15 protein-coding genes are annotated in these 17,304 nt (G+C 50.4%); 5 read left to right on the top strand and 10 right to left on the bottom strand.

Annotated elements, in window-relative coordinates:
- Positions 1 to 10 precede the first annotated feature (10 nt).
- From HFP08_RS20975 to HFP08_RS20965, 3 genes are read right to left on the bottom strand one after another with little or no spacing between them, the layout of a single operon-like run.
- Positions 11 to 742: an ABC transporter ATP-binding protein gene (locus HFP08_RS20975; RefSeq protein ID WP_168122567.1), complete on the bottom strand. Its 732-nt coding sequence runs from the start codon at positions 740 to 742 to the stop codon at positions 11 to 13.
- On the bottom strand, positions 742 to 1,527 hold the full coding sequence (locus HFP08_RS20970) for an ABC transporter permease (RefSeq protein ID WP_168122566.1): 786 nt from the start codon (positions 1,525 to 1,527) through the stop codon (positions 742 to 744). The genes HFP08_RS20975 and HFP08_RS20970 overlap by 1 nt, the downstream gene beginning before the upstream one ends.
- A 17-nt stretch (positions 1,528 to 1,544) precedes the next feature.
- The gene (locus HFP08_RS20965; RefSeq protein WP_168122565.1) at positions 1,545 to 2,603 is read right to left on the bottom strand and encodes an ABC transporter substrate-binding protein; all 1,059 of its coding nucleotides are present in this window, start codon (positions 2,601 to 2,603) and stop codon (positions 1,545 to 1,547) included.
- A gap of 171 nt (positions 2,604 to 2,774) precedes the next feature.
- Between HFP08_RS20965 and HFP08_RS20960 the strand changes: the two genes are divergently transcribed.
- On the top strand, positions 2,775 to 3,284 hold the full coding sequence (locus tag HFP08_RS20960) for a hypothetical protein (protein ID WP_168122564.1): 510 nt from the start codon (positions 2,775 to 2,777) through the stop codon (positions 3,282 to 3,284).
- Between the two features lie 957 nt (positions 3,285 to 4,241).
- On the opposite strand, the gene HFP08_RS20955 is transcribed toward HFP08_RS20960, so the two are convergent.
- From HFP08_RS20955 to HFP08_RS20935, 5 genes are all read right to left on the bottom strand, one after another.
- Positions 4,242 to 5,849, bottom strand: a complete 1,608-nt coding sequence (locus HFP08_RS20955) for an MDR family MFS transporter (RefSeq protein WP_168122563.1) — start codon at positions 5,847 to 5,849, stop codon at positions 4,242 to 4,244.
- 29 nt (positions 5,850 to 5,878) lie between these two features.
- A complete protein-coding gene (locus tag HFP08_RS20950) occupies positions 5,879 to 6,337 on the bottom strand; it encodes a MarR family winged helix-turn-helix transcriptional regulator (protein ID WP_168122562.1) in 459 nt (152 codons plus the stop codon).
- A 476-nt stretch (positions 6,338 to 6,813) separates the two neighbouring features.
- The gene (locus HFP08_RS20945; protein WP_168122561.1) at positions 6,814 to 7,155 is read right to left on the bottom strand and encodes a hypothetical protein; all 342 of its coding nucleotides are present in this window, start codon (positions 7,153 to 7,155) and stop codon (positions 6,814 to 6,816) included.
- 51 nt (positions 7,156 to 7,206) lie between these two features.
- Positions 7,207 to 7,869 carry a hypothetical protein gene (locus HFP08_RS20940; protein ID WP_168122560.1) on the bottom strand — a complete coding sequence of 221 codons (663 nt, stop codon included), beginning with the start codon at positions 7,867 to 7,869 and terminating at the stop codon, positions 7,207 to 7,209.
- A gap of 103 nt (positions 7,870 to 7,972) precedes the next feature.
- Positions 7,973 to 8,380 (bottom strand): hypothetical protein, encoded by a 408-nt coding sequence (locus HFP08_RS20935; protein WP_168122559.1) that lies wholly within the window; start codon positions 8,378 to 8,380, stop codon positions 7,973 to 7,975.
- 205 nt (positions 8,381 to 8,585) lie between these two features.
- On the opposite strand from HFP08_RS20935, the gene HFP08_RS20930 reads away from it, so the two are divergent.
- Positions 8,586 to 8,747, top strand: coding sequence for a hypothetical protein (locus HFP08_RS20930; RefSeq protein ID WP_168122558.1), 162 nt, complete (start codon positions 8,586 to 8,588; stop codon positions 8,745 to 8,747).
- Positions 8,748 to 8,909: 162 nt separating this feature from the next.
- Here the strand turns inward: HFP08_RS20930 and HFP08_RS20925 are convergent, their stop codons facing one another.
- Both HFP08_RS20925 and HFP08_RS20920 read right to left on the bottom strand, forming a co-directional pair.
- Positions 8,910 to 11,786 carry a CARDB domain-containing protein gene (locus tag HFP08_RS20925; RefSeq protein ID WP_168122557.1) on the bottom strand — a complete coding sequence of 959 codons (2,877 nt, stop codon included), beginning with the start codon at positions 11,784 to 11,786 and terminating at the stop codon, positions 8,910 to 8,912.
- A gap of 375 nt (positions 11,787 to 12,161) precedes the next feature.
- Positions 12,162 to 12,905, bottom strand: a complete 744-nt coding sequence (locus tag HFP08_RS20920; protein ID WP_168122556.1) for a Bax inhibitor-1/YccA family protein — start codon at positions 12,903 to 12,905, stop codon at positions 12,162 to 12,164.
- 346 nt (positions 12,906 to 13,251) lie between these two features.
- Between HFP08_RS20920 and HFP08_RS20915 the strand changes: the two genes are divergently transcribed.
- From HFP08_RS20915 to HFP08_RS20905, 3 genes are all read left to right on the top strand, one after another.
- On the top strand, positions 13,252 to 14,115 hold the full coding sequence (locus HFP08_RS20915; protein ID WP_168122600.1) for a MurR/RpiR family transcriptional regulator: 864 nt from the start codon (positions 13,252 to 13,254) through the stop codon (positions 14,113 to 14,115).
- A gap of 694 nt (positions 14,116 to 14,809) precedes the next feature.
- Positions 14,810 to 15,724, top strand: a complete 915-nt coding sequence (gene murQ / locus HFP08_RS20910) for an N-acetylmuramic acid 6-phosphate etherase (protein ID WP_168122555.1) — start codon at positions 14,810 to 14,812, stop codon at positions 15,722 to 15,724.
- A gap of 60 nt (positions 15,725 to 15,784) precedes the next feature.
- A complete protein-coding gene (locus HFP08_RS20905) occupies positions 15,785 to 17,242 on the top strand; it encodes an ABC transporter substrate-binding protein (RefSeq protein WP_168122554.1) in 1,458 nt (485 codons plus the stop codon).
- The last annotated feature ends 62 nt before the right edge of the window (positions 17,243 to 17,304 follow it).

Below are 17,304 nucleotides of genomic sequence, written 5' to 3'. Positions count from 1 at the left end.
GTTGAATGAATTAAAGCCCCAAGAGGCTCATAATCTTCTGACGGTTTGCCGAGAAGCTCTCGTCATTACGATTCCGAGGTCTTGCCTGATCGAGCCTAATCGTCTCTACGACTTGACCGGGTCTTGCGCTCATGACGAATATTTTGTCGGCCAGATACAACGCCTCGTCGATATCATGGGTGATGAGCAGCATCGTCTTGCCCGAGCCGGACCAGATCGTCTGCAATTCATTCTGCATCGTCAATCTGGTCATGGCATCGAGCGCGCCATACGGCTCGTCAAGCAGCAGCACATCCGGGTCCATAATGAGCGCTCGCGCGATTGCGGCGCGCTGCTTCATTCCCCCGGACAGCTGGGCCGGATAATAGTTGTTAAAGCCGGCCAGATTCACCTTCGCCAGCACCGCATTAATGCGTTCCTTGCGCTCGGATTTGGACACGCCGGCAAGCTCCAGGCCAAGTCCCACATTCTGTTCCACGGTCGACCAAGGGTAGAGCGCATGCTCCTGAAAGATGAACATTCGCTCGGGAGACGGCCCTTTGATCGCCATGCCGTCGGCCAGCACATCCCCTTCGGACGGCGACTCAAGTCCGGCGAACATGCGCAGCGCCGTGCTCTTCCCGCAGCCGGAGGGGCCGACAATGGCAGCGAATTCGCCCTTCTCGATCGTAATGTTAATATCCTTCAGCACTTGCAATTGACCGAAGGATTTCCCTACATGCCGAAGCTCCAGCGTCTGCATTAGTGATCTCCTCCTCCCTTGATGTATCGCCAATGAAGCAATCTGCGCTTCAGTTGTTCAAGCACGAAGTGATCGAGAATGGTCGCAATAACGCCGATTACGATAATATACATGATAACGCCTTCCATGTCGGCAACCTCGCCGGAGAAGCTGATGGCGAAGCCGAGGCCGACAGCCGCGCTTCCGACCATCTCGCCCGCGATCAACGAACGCCATGCGTTGCCAAAGGCCACTTGCGCGCCCGTGATAAAGGCCGGCAGCGTTTCCGGCAAATACACCTTGCGAAGCAGCTGCCCCTTATTCGCGCCAAGCACCTTCGCCACCTCGATATGCGTAGGGTTGACGCCTTCGGTTGCGTTCATGACGGACAACGCCATTGGGAAGAAGCTTGCGATAATGATAATGACGATAATCGGCAAATCTCCGAAGCCGTAAATAATAACAAGGAACGGCAGCCAGGTGATGGGAGGGATCGACTGCAGAATCCCGATTAAACTGCGCAAAATATGCGCAAAATGGCGGAATAGTCCTGCCAGCAAGCCTAGCAGCCCTCCCAGGAAGCAAGCAATTGGAAACCCGATTCCGAGTCTATATAAGCTGGCGCCGAGCGAATGCCAAAAATCCCCTTGCTGCACCTCGTCAGCCAGGCGTTCGAAAACCTCGCCAATGGATGGAATGATGATCGGATTGCTCGCATTGCCAAGCTGCAAGAGCACTAGCAGAATACCTATCGATACAAGGAAAGGCCAAAGCTGATTCCATGATTTGCGTACATTCTTTTTCATTGCGGTAACATCCTAACTTATTTTTGTTGCTCCTGCCATGTCAGGTCAAGAGCATCATGCACGTCGATCTTCTCTTTCAAAATTTCCTGATCCACCATGAACTGCGTAATTTCGTCCATGCGAGAGATATCGGAATCGCTCAGCGCCCATTCGAAGGTCTGGGATTCAATCGCGGATTGAATGACTTGCTCGGATGGAACCTCTGAGCCGTCAAGCTTCTTGAGCGTCGGTTCTTTAATAAATTCTTCCGTAATAAAGCTCGCCGCTTTCGCAGGATCGTTCTGAAGCATCTCAATCGCTTCCTTCTGAGCATCCAGCATCTTGTCCACCGCATCGCGATGATTCTTCACAAGATCGCCTGTCGTGATCACAACCATGCAAGGAAATGGCCATTGCTCGCCGATTTCATAAATCTCTTTGACCGGGTAGGACAGTCTGGCGATCGATGCGTACGGCTCGAAGACGAACGCGCCGTCAACTTTGCCTGCCGCCAGCGATTGAATCGCCACAGCCGGAGATACATATTGCATCGTCACATCTTGCTTCGTCAGGTTGCCGCTCGCCAGAACCTCGCCGTTCCATACGATGTCCGCCGTGCTCCCTTGCTTCTGCGAGGCAATGCTCTTGCCCTTGAGCTGGCTGACCGTATCAATGCCGCTGTCGCTGCCGACGAGCAAGCTGTGGTAGCCGATTTGCGCGCCGCCTACAATTTTCAGGTCGGAGCCCTTGCTAAGCCACGACAACGCATTCGTGAAACCAAGCACGCCGCCGTCCACTTGACCGCCAACCATTGCCTTGATCAGATCGGTACCGCTTTGGAACACCTTCATATCTACATCAAGACCATACTCCTCATAGAGACCTGCCTTGTAGGCAAGGATCGTTTGGGCGTCGTCCATTACGCTTAAATATCCGAGAGTCAGCTTCGTTGGCGCAGGCGCGGCAGTTGCTTGCTCACCATTAGCCCCGCTATTCGCGTTGTTCGTTTCATTCTTGTTGCCGCCGCATGCGGCGAGTGCCGCAACCATCATAACCAGTAATGCGCTTGCCAGTACTTTCTTCATTGAACCTTTCATTTTGAAACCCCTCTGCTTTGAATTTATGGCTGTTCATCTTTATTTCCCGAGAAATATGTCGATCTCTGTAGAAGCCAAGCTTAATTATATCATTAAACCAAGTATGCGGGTAGACTTTATTATAAGCGCATAATATAATAATGAAAAATCGGACTTCAAGGAGGAGCAGCTATGAGAACGGCATGGTCGAATATGCAGAATCATCCATTAAAACGGCGACTGTTTCGAATAACTGTTCTGCTCTTGCTGATCGGAGCCTTCGGCTACATTTACTGGACGGCTCCCGACTCAAAGGCCGAGGAAGCAACTGCTTCTTCCGATAAGCTGTATTATGCGAAGCTTATTTATGCGGTTAATGAAATGAATCATCAAGTGGACAAATATACAACTCTCCGGCAGCAGAATCAACTAGCCGCTGAGGATTTGCAGGAAGACGAGGCTTATGTCACTTCTTTATTGGAGCCGCTGAACGCCCCGCCCGAGGAATTATCCGTCGCCCAATATATTACGGAAGAGATGTATGATGCTTATCATGCCCATCTTCATAATTTGGAATCGGACAGTGCGGAGGCGAGCGCGACGCTCCAGCAATCCAAGCATAACTACGACTTGTTCATCGAAAATGCGAATCTCATTACCTACCTTAGTACGTACAGCGGTTTAAATGTTTATTGCCATTGATTAATATGTAACAAGACAGACGCCTGACGGCGTCCTTGGAAAACAGTAACCTGCTCTAACGGACATTTGGTCACCTTAAACTGCTTTTTTCGCTGCCTATTTTCTCTAACGGACATTGGGTCGCCTTAGCGATTAAATCGAACGAATAATCGACGTGATTAGTCCGCTAAGCGGAACAAATGTCCGTTAAAAATCTGAGCTGGCTCATACGAGCTTCTAAAGGCCGAAAATGTCCGTTACAGTAGCAAGCGTTCATATAGAGAAAGTATGGCGAAATCATATACTTTCCTATATTTCAAAACAGACGCCTGACGGCGTCCTTGGCAAAGAAAGGGAACGTTTCTTGAAACGATCGGGATAGCAGGAGCCAAGAATATGCCTATCCCATACGTCGAGTCATAAACAAGCGGACACAGAAGACTCTATTTGTGAAAAATTCAAAGATTGTTCACTTTGGCGGACACAGGGGACGCTATTTCCTCAAAATCATCCAAAAAATCTCTGTTTTCTCGCATATAAGGCCATCTCTGTCCGCGAAATCTTAAAAACAGCTTGATTTGTCAAAATAGTGTATCTACGGTCCACAGAATATGAAAAACGGCTGACGGAATTCTTTGAAAGCAGCTACTCGTTCTAACGGACTTTCTGGAAGCTGCCAATTCTTTGCGTATCCGTGAGCGCGTGGCTATTTCATGGAGTTTTTCCATTTTATTTGTTGCTTAGCACAAAAACAGACGAATATAAGGGATTTATTCCTGTTCATCCCCGTCTTCCGTTCCTGGCCTAGTCGACCCGGAAGGCAGACAACTCCACCCAGACATTTATTAAATTCTATACTGTCAAGAAAGTGTATATAAAATTGAAGGTCACCCGAAGATGGCCTTTTTTTCGTGCGCAATTTCAGATACACAAAAGGGGCCCAGTCGTGTGGACGGGGCCCCTTTTTTTATCACATTACTACATCATCTCAGGCTCGGCTTTCAAAGGGGGCTTGCTATTGGCGCCATCCCCGGCTGCTTCTCCATCAGTCGTCTCGCTGCGCTTCGGCATGCGAAGCTTGCCGTAGAAGAGCGCGGCGACCAAACCAAGCACAACAACCGCGATCCCGATGAAGAATACCGAAGTAACGGAATCATTTAATATTTTCTGAAGCACATGCAGCAGGTCCACCGGAATTTGTTCTTTCACTTCAGGCTGAAGCAGCGCCTGCGGATTCGCGAATGCCTCGAGCTTCTCCGCCGGAATATCCGAGAAATCTCCTTTGATATCATTAATGCCGCCGGTCATTCTGCTCGACATGATCACGCCCATGATCGCCACGCCGACGGTTCCCCCTATGGAACGAGTGAACTGCGTTGTCGATGTCGCTACGCCGCGAAGCTCATGCCCCACAGCGCTCTGCGCGGCAATCGTCAGCACCGGCATCAACGCGCCAAGACCAAGACCAACGACGATCATATAGAGAATAAGCTCGAAGCTGCTTGTGTTCACGGTCATCTGGGATAGCAAGAAATAACCGACCGTCATAATCGCCATTGAGGTCACTACGATGGTTCGATAGCTCAACCTCGTAATCAACTGGCCTCCGATTATGCTTGAAGCAATGAGCGACAGCATGAGCGGCGTAAGAATATAACCGGATTTCGAAGCCGATGTGCCGATAACCGCCTGCGAGAACAACGGAATATACGTAATCGCGCCGAACATGCCCATCCCCATCAAGAAACCGACAACGCTTGATACGGAGATTTCGCGGCTCTTGAACAATTTCAGCGGAATAATCGGTTCCTTCGCTCTGGATTCAATCATAAGGAAGAGCAGCAGCAGCACGAGCGCGCCTCCGAACAAGCCTAGAATTTGCGGAGAATCCCAAGGATAATGCGTAATACCGCCCTCCGAGCCGCCTTCGCCGCCCATCTCGATACCGAGCAGGAACATCACAACCGCTCCCGTCAGCACAATTGCGCCGCCCCAGTCGATCGACTTCTTCTCGTCGCTCTTCGATTCCTTCATAGCGATCGCTATTACGATGGACGCCAGAATTCCAAGAGGCAAATTAATATAGAAAATCCACTGCCACGCCGTATTGTCTACGATGAATCCGCCGAGCGCAGGCCCAAGCACGCTGGACAAACCGAATACGGCTCCGAACAAGCCCTGCATCTTGCCGCGGCGATCCGGCGGGTAGATATCGCCAATAATCGTCATCGCGATTGGCATTAACGCGCCTGCGCCAATCCCTTGAATCGCGCGATAGATGATAAGCTGCGTCATGTCCTGGGACAGTCCGCATAACGCTGAGCCTAGAAGAAACAAGCCCATTCCCGTCAAATAAATCTTCCGTCTGCCGAACAAATCCGCCAGCTTGCCGAAGATCGGCATCGCCGTCGTCGTCGTCAGCATATAGATGGTGAACACCCAGCTGTACAAGCTGAAGCCGTCAAGCTCGGCAATCACATGCGGCATCGCCGTAGCGACGATTGTCTGGTCTAGCGCCGACAGCAGCATGCCCAGCATAAGGCCGGTTGTAATCCATCTAATCTGCTTCGATCCTAAAGTTGTCATTCTTTCCACTCCCGTTATTTGTTTTCTCTCTAATCGTACTTCTCCGCCAACTCCCTCATCTGTTGAAAGGCGTCTTTGATTTGATCAATCCTCTCTTCGTCCAATTGTCCGAACAGATTCTTGAACCATTCCATTCTTTGCTTGCGAATGAGCATGACCGTTTCCCTGCCCTTGTCGGTCAAGCTGAGCTGCACGACCCTCCGGTCATCCTCGGGCCTATTCCTCTCGATTAAACCAAGCGTCACCAGTTTGTCAGTCAAGCCCGTCGCCGCGCCGGATGTAATGCCGAGCATGCCGACCACATCGGAAACCTTGCAGCTTTGCTCCTTGCCAAGCTGCATCAACACAAACAGATGCCCTCCAGTCAAGTTGTAGGGATTTTCAATGGATTTGCTTACGTTCTTCATCGTCTGAATCGAATGCATCATGACTTCATACAGCTCGGTTAGTTGCTTCTCCTTCTTGCCAAGGACCGCTTCTTGAGTCACTTCTTGTTCAGAAATCCTGCTGCACCTCCCTGCCTTCCCAATTTATTATACTTGTATATATCTTAGTGACTAAGATATATGGATACAGAGATATTACATGGTTCTATAATTAATGTCAAGAAAATGTTTCATCTCAGAACAGTCACTTCATGGTGTGCAACCGCCTAATAGTAGCATTCGAGATTCTAAACGGAACACAGCGCGCTTATTCAGCTTGTCATAGGGAGATCAGGTCCATTTTTGACGAAATAAGCGCTGTCGGTTCCGTTAGCGTGGTTTCCGACTATTGAGAATGAATCGACAGCCTTTCCTATATTTTTAAAAAAGAAGCTCCGAACCAATCATCCCAAAAAGGATTTTTGGTTCAGAGCTTCCAATGCTTCCTGAATCTATAAAAATCTAACCTGAAGTAATCCCTGAAGTATAGACATCCCGCGAGCATGCCGCAAAAGACTCTGCTAAAATAAACTTATTATTTAATCAGAGGTTGCATCATTATCATTATATCCCCACAAATCTAACAGCGGCCTATTCTCCTCCAATTCCTCTTCTGTAAGACGCCCTAATTTGTACTTGGCAAGAAGCAGCAGTACATGCCGATCTTGATAGTTGAAATCCTTGTAGATCTCCTGATTCTGCTTATGAAATTGATGGATGAGCTCAGTAAGTTCATAATAGGGCAACGACCCGAATTTCCATTCCACGAAGGATTGATAGAGCGGCTCCAACGCTTCTTCGGTTACCTTTTTGTGGTACTCGTCTATCATTTCACGCTCTTGCTTTCGTTTTTGCTGCTTGGGAGATAATTTCCCTTCCATATTATCCTCCTTGTTGCTTGCCCATAATGAGGAACAGCCTCATAAATTCCGTTAGCGGGCGGATTGTCCTGTTTCGGCATCGAACATTTGCGTCCGATCGAGCTTCTCCTGATGCAAGACCTTACCGTCCGCATCATAGCCAATCACGTCGAACAATGGACCTTGCTCCTTATCCACGAAGACGTAGAATAAAGAGAAATTTCGTTCTACCTCTATCTTTTCGGCCTGCTTCTCGAGTCCAGAAGCGTCTTTAGCCGTTATTCTCGTTATTTCGGGGTTCGTTACGATGCCGTAGATCATGGGGAAAGGGGAGTTTCCGAATTGCGAGCCCTCTGTATCTGGAAAGTATTCGAAATAGGGTGCCGTTTCACGCGCCTCTTCATCCGTCAGTCCAGGACGAATATTGCTTGCGCCAAAACCGCCTCCGTATCCCCATACCCACCCATTTGCGTTCTTCTTCACATAATTAGCTTCGATTAGCGGTTGCTCACTCTCAAGATCGCCTATAGAAAATACCACTTCCCCGCCCGACACAAGCTTCTCACGAATCAAATAATCGACGTATCCATCGCCATATTGCTTCTCAATCGCAGCGACAACCGTCGGCGAGCCTTCATCCTCAGTTTCACGATCAATAATGACAACAAACACTACGGCAAGTATGCACGCTGCCAGCATCGCAAGCGTTACAAATCTTCTTAGTCTGGCCTGCACAGCTTCACTCCTCCACTAATCGAACATCTCTGAAGCTTTTAAGGAGATATGCTTCTCGCTTATATTAACAAATTCGGAAATATAATCGGCATATTTCGCTCCCCTACTTCAAGCCTTCGATCGCCTTCTGCTCCTCTTCCGTGAAGAAATTGGAAATAAACATCGCGTTCTTCACGGCAAGCGCCGAATCCTTAAGACCGTATGTCTTATCCTTCGCAAGCTCCTCCTTCCACTCCTCAAGGCCGATATTCATCTCTTTCTCCGACATGTAGAGATAGACCTTTATTAATCGCCCCGTATCCATTTCGAAAATCGAGGACGGCGCGATATGGTTGTAGACCATGTTTTTCTTGGAATCCAGCGTTGATTTCTGAACCGTATATAGTAATCCTCCCGAATGGAAGCCCGCCTCTACCTCATCAATCGACAGGTTCGGCTGCGAATCAGCGCAACCCGCTAGCAGCGCAATTAATGATGCGACGAACAGCAGCAGCATGACCCTCATTCTCATCTCTGTATCACCTCAATTTCGTTCATTTCAATGAATGTCGGGGCATTCCTCTAGCATTACAACGCGAATTCTCGAAAAATGTTGCGGAAAGCGCTTGCAATTTAGTGTTTCATTTTAAGATGCCGAGGTTATATATACTTCAAGCAGACGAGCAGCCCACCCCGGACTGCTTGTCTGCAAATCCAAGAAAAGAGGTGCTTCTGACATGAGCGCAACGAATACGTCTTACCGGACAGGTGAAGCTGTAGAAAAGACTGGCGATTATATTTGCGATGCCGGTCGCCGCGTCACACTTAAAGAAGGAGATAAATTCCCGTATTGCCCTGTCACTGGTATCGATACCGATTGGTATTACGCAGAATCTTAAATCTTGCAACAGCTCAAAACCATTATACACGACATATATCGCATCAGCATAGATGGATTATAGTTGCTAAAAATTTCAATTAATCAAAAGAAGGAAAACCTCCATTACCGCTAAAGCGGAGATGGAGGTTTTCTTTCTGCCGTGCCTGTCATCTATCCCTCACTACCAGTTGTTGCCCGAACCCGTAACGGTGAAGCTTGGCGAATCATTCTGGAACTTGCCGGAAGGAGCGACATTGACGTTATTGTTGGTAAACGCCGCCGTTCCGTTCGCCGAGCCTCTAATATGGACGCCGTAGGTGCCGGAGTTATTGATTGTATTGTCCGTATAATTGACGGTAACGCCATTGCTAGGCTCTTCGATAAAAACGCCGGAGTAAGTGCTGCCTTCCACAAGATTGCTGCTTACATTCACTGTCAATCCCGAGGCAAGTCCGTTATTGTTCACCCAATACCCCCAGATTGCCCCGATCTGATAGCCGTAATCATGATGGTAGGAGCCGCTTCGAACCAGCTTATTGTCCGAGACGGTCAGCAGCCCCGTAAAAGCGGTTGGCGCATGATTCGTGCCGAACTGAATGCCCGAGCCGTTATCTACCGTATCCATAACGAGATTGTTGCTCACGGTATTGTTCTTGCCTCCGTAGACGCCGATGCCGTTCGCCAGGTTCGGAATCTGAATTGTATTGTATCGGAAGGTCACATTCTCGACCGTGCCCGTGCCGCCGTTCAACGACTTGGACCACATCGCCATGCCGTCGTCGCCGGTGTTGCGGAAGCTGCTTTGCTCGACGATCGTATTTCTGGCGCCGCCGTTTATGTTAATGCCGTCTGCCCACACGTCTCTGACTCTCACCTTCGTCACGAGCGCGTTGCTCGTGCCCTCGTTCAGCCAGAAGCCTACCTTCGTATGCGAAATCCATAAATTCATAAATGTAGAGTTAAGCGCGTTCCCTTCCACACCGGCGATGCCTGTCGCGTTGGAGCGGTATGTCTCCTCAGCCTTGATTGAGAAGTCCGATAAGGTCACATTCCCGCCCTGCAAGTAGAAGCCGGCATACGCGCCTTGCAGCGTGGAATGCCACATGCCCGCGCCTTTTACCGAAACGCCGCTTGGAAGTCTAATCTTGGTCGTGCCTCGCGTACCCGTGTTAAAATGAAACGTTCCTTCCGGAATCCACACGCCCTTAATCGTTGTGCCATTCACGGCGGCGATAGCCGCCGTCATGGCTGCTGTGTCGTCCGCCCCGTCGTTCGCCACGGCTCCATAACTCGCAATGGACACATAGTCCGAAGGCTTGACTAACGCCGCCGGCACCGCCTCGGTCTCGATTAAGTCGATTAAAATATAGGAAGATCCGCTCGGATTATAGTCGTTCGCGTCCCATTGCAGTTTAATCGTAGAGCCTGCGGCTGCTTGACTGCCAAGGAGCACGCGGGACTCGTCGAAATAGCGGTGATGATTCGACCCCGGCGTATTCGACCATTGCATCTCCCCGCCGTCAGAGCCGTACTGGCCGTACTGATGCGAATAGCGGTTCGTCAGGACCGCGTCCGCGGCATGCGCGCCATTCGCGTATACGCTTAGATTCTGAGATATATCCGCCCCCGTCGCGCTGTCCGGCATGGAATAACGAATGACGAACCCTTGCGCGGGATTGAGCAGAGTGAGTTCCACGGCCTGACCTTGCGACAGTCGAACGGCCTTCCTTCCTGATGCTTCCGATTCCGCCGTCGTCCATGTCGCGCTTGGGCCGATGACGTAACCGCCGGAGATCGTCAGATCCTCCGCCTCGTAGCTGTCATAAGGCATGGTCGCTCCGTATGATTGGACAGCGCCGATTGTCAAGCTTTCACCGTAAGAGTTATTGCTTTCATCCAGCTCGTTAATGGATGAGGGCTCGTCCACAACGGCATTAACCGCATGAATGCCGTTGACCGCGCTCCACGAACCCGAGTTCTGGGTCAGCGTCACGGATGCGCCCGCAGCGATTGAATTCGTATATCCCAGCGCAGAGCTTACCTTCACCCCATTCACATAGAAGGCTGCCTTAGTTGCCGCTCCGGCTGGCGTAGCGGCGGTTCCCTGGTTTTTCACCACGGCGCTGAATGTTACGGCATTGCCTGCTGCGGGAGAAGCCGGAGTCCAAGCGATATCCGTTATGACTAGATCGGGCTTGCTTGGCAAACTAACGGTGATGCTCTCGTCGCGCGTATTGTTATTCTCGCTTAATTCCGCCATGCGGTTAATATCGTCGACGAATGCCCGCACGGTATGCGTACCCATTGCGGAAGTCCAGGTCGACTTCCCGTTCGGTCCGCCGTTCATCGTCACCGTAACCGACGCCCCCGGCGCAATCGAGGAGGTGTAATTGTCGCTCCAACCGACCGATGTTCCGTTCACGGTGAACAAGACGCCGTGAATCGTTCCGGCAGGCGTGGCCGATGTTCCCTGGTTCTTCACCACAGCGCTGAACGTTACCTCATTGCCTGTCTGCGGAGAGGCAGGTGTCCACGAAATGTCCGTTACGACAAGATCAGGCGTGCCTCCACCCGGGCCGGAACCGATTACGATGCTCTTCTCGAAAGTGTTGTTATTCTCATTCGACTCCGTGATCCGATTCACATCATCAACAAACGCACGAACCGTATGCGTGCCTGAAGTTGCCGTCCAAGTGTCCTTCGATGCCGGGCCGCCCGTTGCCGTAACGGTTACAGACCCGCCTGCCGGTATGGAGGATGTGTAATTGTCGCTCCAGCTCACCGAATTGCCGTCCACGGTGAACAGCACGCCATGAATGGTGCCTGCCGGACTTGCGTCTCCTCCCTGATTCTTGATCGTGGCGCTGAACGTCACTTCACCGCCTGCAGCCGGGCTTGCCGGTGACCATGTTATATCAGTTACGACGAGATCAGCGCCGCCCGCCGCTTCCACCGTCGCCGGATGGATTGTCCATTGCGACAGCAGCATGGCGAATGCGAGCGCGAATATCAAAAGCTTTGAAATCGAAATCCTTGCTTTCAACTTGTTTTGTAACACGAAAGTGCCTCCTCTATTGAATAGGTTCAACTTTCAAATCAACAGCCTTCATTCCCCTTCCATGCGCGCGACACAGTTAGGTAACCGCTTTCATAATTATCCAAATTGCTTAAGCCCCTTCAATATAGCATACGATTAACCGAAGCAAGGTTAGACAATCCGATCTGGAAATGAGGATTATTTTCATTGCTGAACTGTAAAAAGTTCTACCCCTTCATTAAAAATTACCTAGGCAAATAAGAGGAGAGAGCCCTACCTTCCTTCCAAAACAACAAAAAAAGCCGCCTCCCCGCTCACTTTAACGTGAGCTTGGGAGACGACTTCATATGAACCGTTTCTGACCGGAATTTCAAACTCTTCTGTTCGTCTCTTCCGTTAGTCCCTACTCATGATCTTGGACAAAAGCCGAAGCATCTCGATGTACAGCCATACGAGAGTGACCAGGAGACCGAATGCCCCGTACCACTCCATGTGCTTCGGCGCTCCTTGCTCTGCGCCTCGTTCGATAAAGTCGAAGTCAAGCACCAGATTAAGCGCAGCCACAATGACGATGACAACGGAAATTCCGATCCCAAGCAAACTATTGTCATGCAGATAGGGAACGGTTATACCGAAAAATCCGAGCACCATGCTGAGCAAGTACATAAGCATAATTCCGGCTGTCGCCGCAAAAACGCCCATCCGAAAATTTTTGGTCGCCTGAATGATCCTCGTCTTGTAAGCAAACAGTAGAGCCAGAAACACCGACATTGTGAGCAGCGCCGCTTGCAGAGTAATACCATCGTACAGCGATTCATAATTCGCCGATAATGCTCCGAGGAAGAAGCCTTCCACTGCGGCGTAGATCGGCACGAGAAACGGTGCCGTTGTCGATTTGAAGCTGATAATAAGCGCAAGCACGAAGCCCGCAATCGCCGCGCCTACCGCATAGCCCATAATGCCCGCTCGTCCGTCCTCATACATGGACCAAGCCGCGAACGCTCCTCCCAGCAGGATGGCTAATGTAATGAAGGATTTGTTCACCGTGCCTTCTATCGTCATCGTATCGCCCAAGGCTTGCTGCCCCGCGCGCTTGAACGTGCTGTCCTTCAAGGTTGGATTGCCGCTTCTTCCGATCAATTCAATCACTCTCCTAATAGGTTGCGAATCTTCTATTCCCATCTTGCACTTGCAAAGCGCGTTTCATACTTTTTCTTCAACATATGACGCTCGTACATACGGTATGCCAGTCGCGGCTTGTCTTTATGATCCCAATAGAATTTTCAGCTTAGAGGGTTTCTCGTTGCAATTTTTGCTCCAAGATGTTATAAATATTCTGAAATAATATTTCAACAAAGATGATCGATAAAAGTAACGGACAACGTGTCATACTATGATAAAATTCGAGCAAGGCTTCTACTTATCATACCACATCACACTCGTGAACGGTCATCATGATTATAATAGAACGGACGGTGAGCAAGCATTGGCGATCAATGATAATGTACTCATTAAAATTCGCGAGAGGAAGGACAGTCTGACGCCTGTCGAACGTCTGGTTGCCGAATATATTCTGAACCATAAGGAAGACATCCCCCATCTGTCGATCAAGAATCTTGCGCAAGCGAGCAAGACCAGCGACGCTTCCGTGCTGCGTTTCTGCAAAACGATGGGCTACAGCGGGTACCGGAGCTTTATTGTGAGCATCTCGGCGTCTCTTGGTTCCATGGATGAAGAGACGGACGAGCAGTATACGGATATTCAACCGGGCGACGGTCTGCAAACCATTATCGCCAATATTAGCCGCAACAATATCCGTTCAATAGAAGATACGCTGAGCGTTATCGATCGCGATGCCGTTGAAGGCGCTGTTCAGGCTCTGCTAGCCTGCAGACGAATGATGTTCTTCGGTATTGGCGCTTCAGGGCTGGTCGCTCAAGATGCCGAACAGAAGTTCACCCGCATTAATATGATGTGCCACGCTTTCGTAGACGGACATAGCCAACTCACTGCAGCCACCTTGCTGACCAAGGAGGATGTGGCCGTCTTCATCTCCAATTCGGGCAATACGCTTGAAATCCTGGATGCGCTGGATATTGCCAAGAAGAACGGCGCGCATATTATCGCAATTACCAAATACAGCAAGAGCGAGCTGTCAATGCAGGCCGACTCCCTCTTGTCCGTCTCGACGCCCGAGATCTCCTTCCGCAGCGGAGCGATGGGCTCGCGGATCGCGATGCTGACGATTATCGACATGCTGTTCGCCGGCGTGGCCAGCCACAATTATCATAAGGTGAAAAAGTATTTGACGAAAAGTCACGACATTATCGCGAACAAGCGGAAGAAGTAACAACAAGCGGTGTGCAGCGTTGGATACCAGCGCTGCCGCTTATTCCCTGCGCTCCTCAGTCCCTCTAACGCTGAAAAACTGCGCTGCAGCCCAACTCTTGATCTCCTTCGTCTCTCCTACGCTAAAAATCTGTGCTACAACACGTCTCTCAGTCTTCTTCTTCCCTTAATGCTGAAAATCTGCGCTACAATACGTCTCTCAGTCTCCTTCTTCCCTTCAATGCTGAAAATCTGCGCTGCAGCTCATCTCTCTCGCTTCGAGCACCTTTCTAACACCACTTCTTGTTTCTTCGCCTTGATTTTTTGCCAATTTCTTCATTGTATTCGGCTCGCTTCTGATTCCGCTTTCAACTAAAAAACCGCGCCCCGCCTGGATCCGCTTACATCCGACAAGCTTTGTGCAACCTACACAATTTGTGATATAAAATGCCAACCTTTTGTGCCATTATAAATATTTATTTCAAAATGTATTGACGATCATGAAATAAAAGTTTTAAGATAGAGTCAAGAAATACAGCAACAACGACATCACGACTTTCATCAGCATGCGCCGCTTCCGGAGCTTAACTCTTGGAAGCAGCGGCATGCAAGAAGCTGCAAGTCCAAACAAACTCGCATGAAACAGAGCAACAAGAATGAAACGATCATACGAGCGAATAATAAGCTCAAGTCATGATCACGTAAGGGGAATCACAATGAACGAATATCTTGCAGGCTTGACGACAGAAGGGATTAATCCCGTAACCAGCATGATTGATGAATTGCCTACCGAGCAAATGCTGGCTTTGATCAATCAGGAGGATGCCACGGTTCCGGCGGCTGTAGCAGCCGAATTGCCTCACATTGCCAAGGCGGTGGAAGCGCTTCATGGCGTGCTTTCAAGCGGCGGCAGAATGTTCTACATCGGCGCGGGAACATCCGGTAGACTAGGCGTGCTGGACGCATCGGAATGTCCTCCGACCTTCGGCACGGATCCCGAGCTTGTGCAGGGTTACATCGCCGGCGGAGACATCGCGCTTCGTGTAGCTGTCGAAGGCTGCGAGGATGACGGAGACGAAGGCCGGGCTTTGATCGATCGAATCGGCGTTACGAACAAGGACGCGGTAATCGGCATTTCGGCAAGCGGCAGCGCCGCCTACGTTATTGAAGGCTTGCGCAGAGCCGGAGAGCTTGGCGCCGTTACGATCTGCGTGGCGAACAACAAGGAGACGAAGCTGGCGAAGGTCAGCCAAATCGAGATCGCTCCCGTTGTCGGACCAGAGGTTATCGCAGGCTCCACACGGCTGAAGTCGGGCACGGCGCAGAAGCTTGTGCTGAACATGCTGACGACAGGCGTTATGGTGAAGCTGGGCAAGACGTACAACAATCTTATGGTTGATATGAAGGCAAGCAACAAGAAGCTGTATGATCGCGCTGTGCGAATGGTTAAATTAACAACAGGCGCCGATCAGAATGCCGCGGAGAAGGCTCTCCAAGACGCATCGATGGATTGCAAGCTAGCGATCATGATGATCAAATCCGGTTTGCAAGCCGACGCAGCCAGCAAAGTGTTGACCGATTGCGGCGGAAGCTTGAAGAAGGCTATACGCGTCTGCAACCAAGTGACATAAGGTCGCAAGTGCAGACGGAAGCATATAGAAATTTTACAAATCAAGGGAGGATCTTACGAAATGATGAGAAGAAGAAAAGTTGCTGCAACAGTATTGGCTTTGTCGCTTTCCCTGGGTACCTTGACGGCTTGCGGTTCGAACAACAACAATGAGAACAACGGCGGCAACACCAACGCGCCGACCAGCACAGCCGGCTCCGGAGCAACTTCCGATGCGAAAGACACCATCACGGCATTATTGCCTCCGGTATCTCCAACGTATCAGGACAACTTCGATCAGATGGAAGCGGACTTCAACAAGCAGTATCCGAACCTGACTTTGAAAATCGAGCCTGCAAGCTGGGAGGATATTACCCAGAAGCTGGATACTCAAGTGAATGCGGGAAGTCCTCCGGATATCGCCTTCATCGGCTCCGACGGCATTTCCAAATATGCCGATACCGGCACGCTGCTTAATCTGAACGGCATTCTTACCGACGACATGATCGCCGATTATGACGCGGCGCCGCTTGAATACATGAAGAACGGCGACGGCCTGTACGGCTTGCCTGCTTACATGGAGGTTCACGCTCTCGGCGGTAACAAGCAGTTCCTGGAGGAAGCCGGCATCGACTGGAAGACCATTCAACAGAACGGCTGGACGTACGACGAGTTCCGCGAAGCCATCAAGAAGGGCGTCGTGAAGGAAGGCGACACAACGAAGCGTTACGGTTTCGTATTCGCGACAGCCGGCGTCGCGTCCAAGGACTATCTGAACATTCTGGTGAAGAGCGCAGGCATGCCTTCTCCATTCACGACCGATTTGAAATATGCTTACACAAGCAAGAACTACCTGACTGTGCTTCAAGATATTCGCCAAATGATCGACGACGGCTCCATGCCGAAAGAGCTTAGCTCCGTCGATGCCGGCAAACGCTGGAACATGTTCTTGACCGGTCAAACGATGATTACGGGCAAAGGCCTTGCCGTATTCGAGAATTCCGCCAAGAAGAACAACGCGAAGATCGACGCGAACGACAGCAGCGCCGTGAAGGACAGCATCAAAGCCGACTATATCGTATTGCCTGTTCCATCCTTCGCCGGAGCCGATCCGGTAGCTTCCACTGTCGTTGACGGTTATGTCGCATTCCGCGGCAAGAAGGATCCGACAGACGAGCACAAAGCGAATGTTGCAAAAGCGGCTTACTTCCTGGCCAGCGGTCAAGTAGCTGCTCAGACGGCAGCCGACTTGTATGTAGCGAACATTACGAATACAGCTCGCGAAGCGGCCAAGGATATGGAAATTACGCAAGCGGATTACAACATCGCTGCTGTTGCGAAGATGCTTGAGCATGCGGCTCCAGCTCGCCCTGACATTCCTGTAGACAAAGGCGCTGACGCGATCAAGCTTGAGACCGAAGTTATCGTTCCTAAGCTTCAAGCTTTGCTTGCCGATGAGATTTCTCCTGAAGACATGTACGATGCCGTGAAGAAAGCCGCTGTCGACATGTTCGGCGAAGACGGCGTCGTTCAAGACTAAATTACAAAGATGAAATCTCACTAGAAGCAACTAAGAGTATCTGCTACAATCGGATAGCCGTC

Origin of the sequence: Paenibacillus sp. HB172176 (assembly GCF_011947265.1) — a bacterium.
In the GTDB taxonomy this organism is placed as follows: Bacteria; Bacillota; Bacilli; order Paenibacillales; family Paenibacillaceae; genus Pristimantibacillus.
This window is presented reverse-complemented; position numbering and strand designations above follow the sequence as displayed.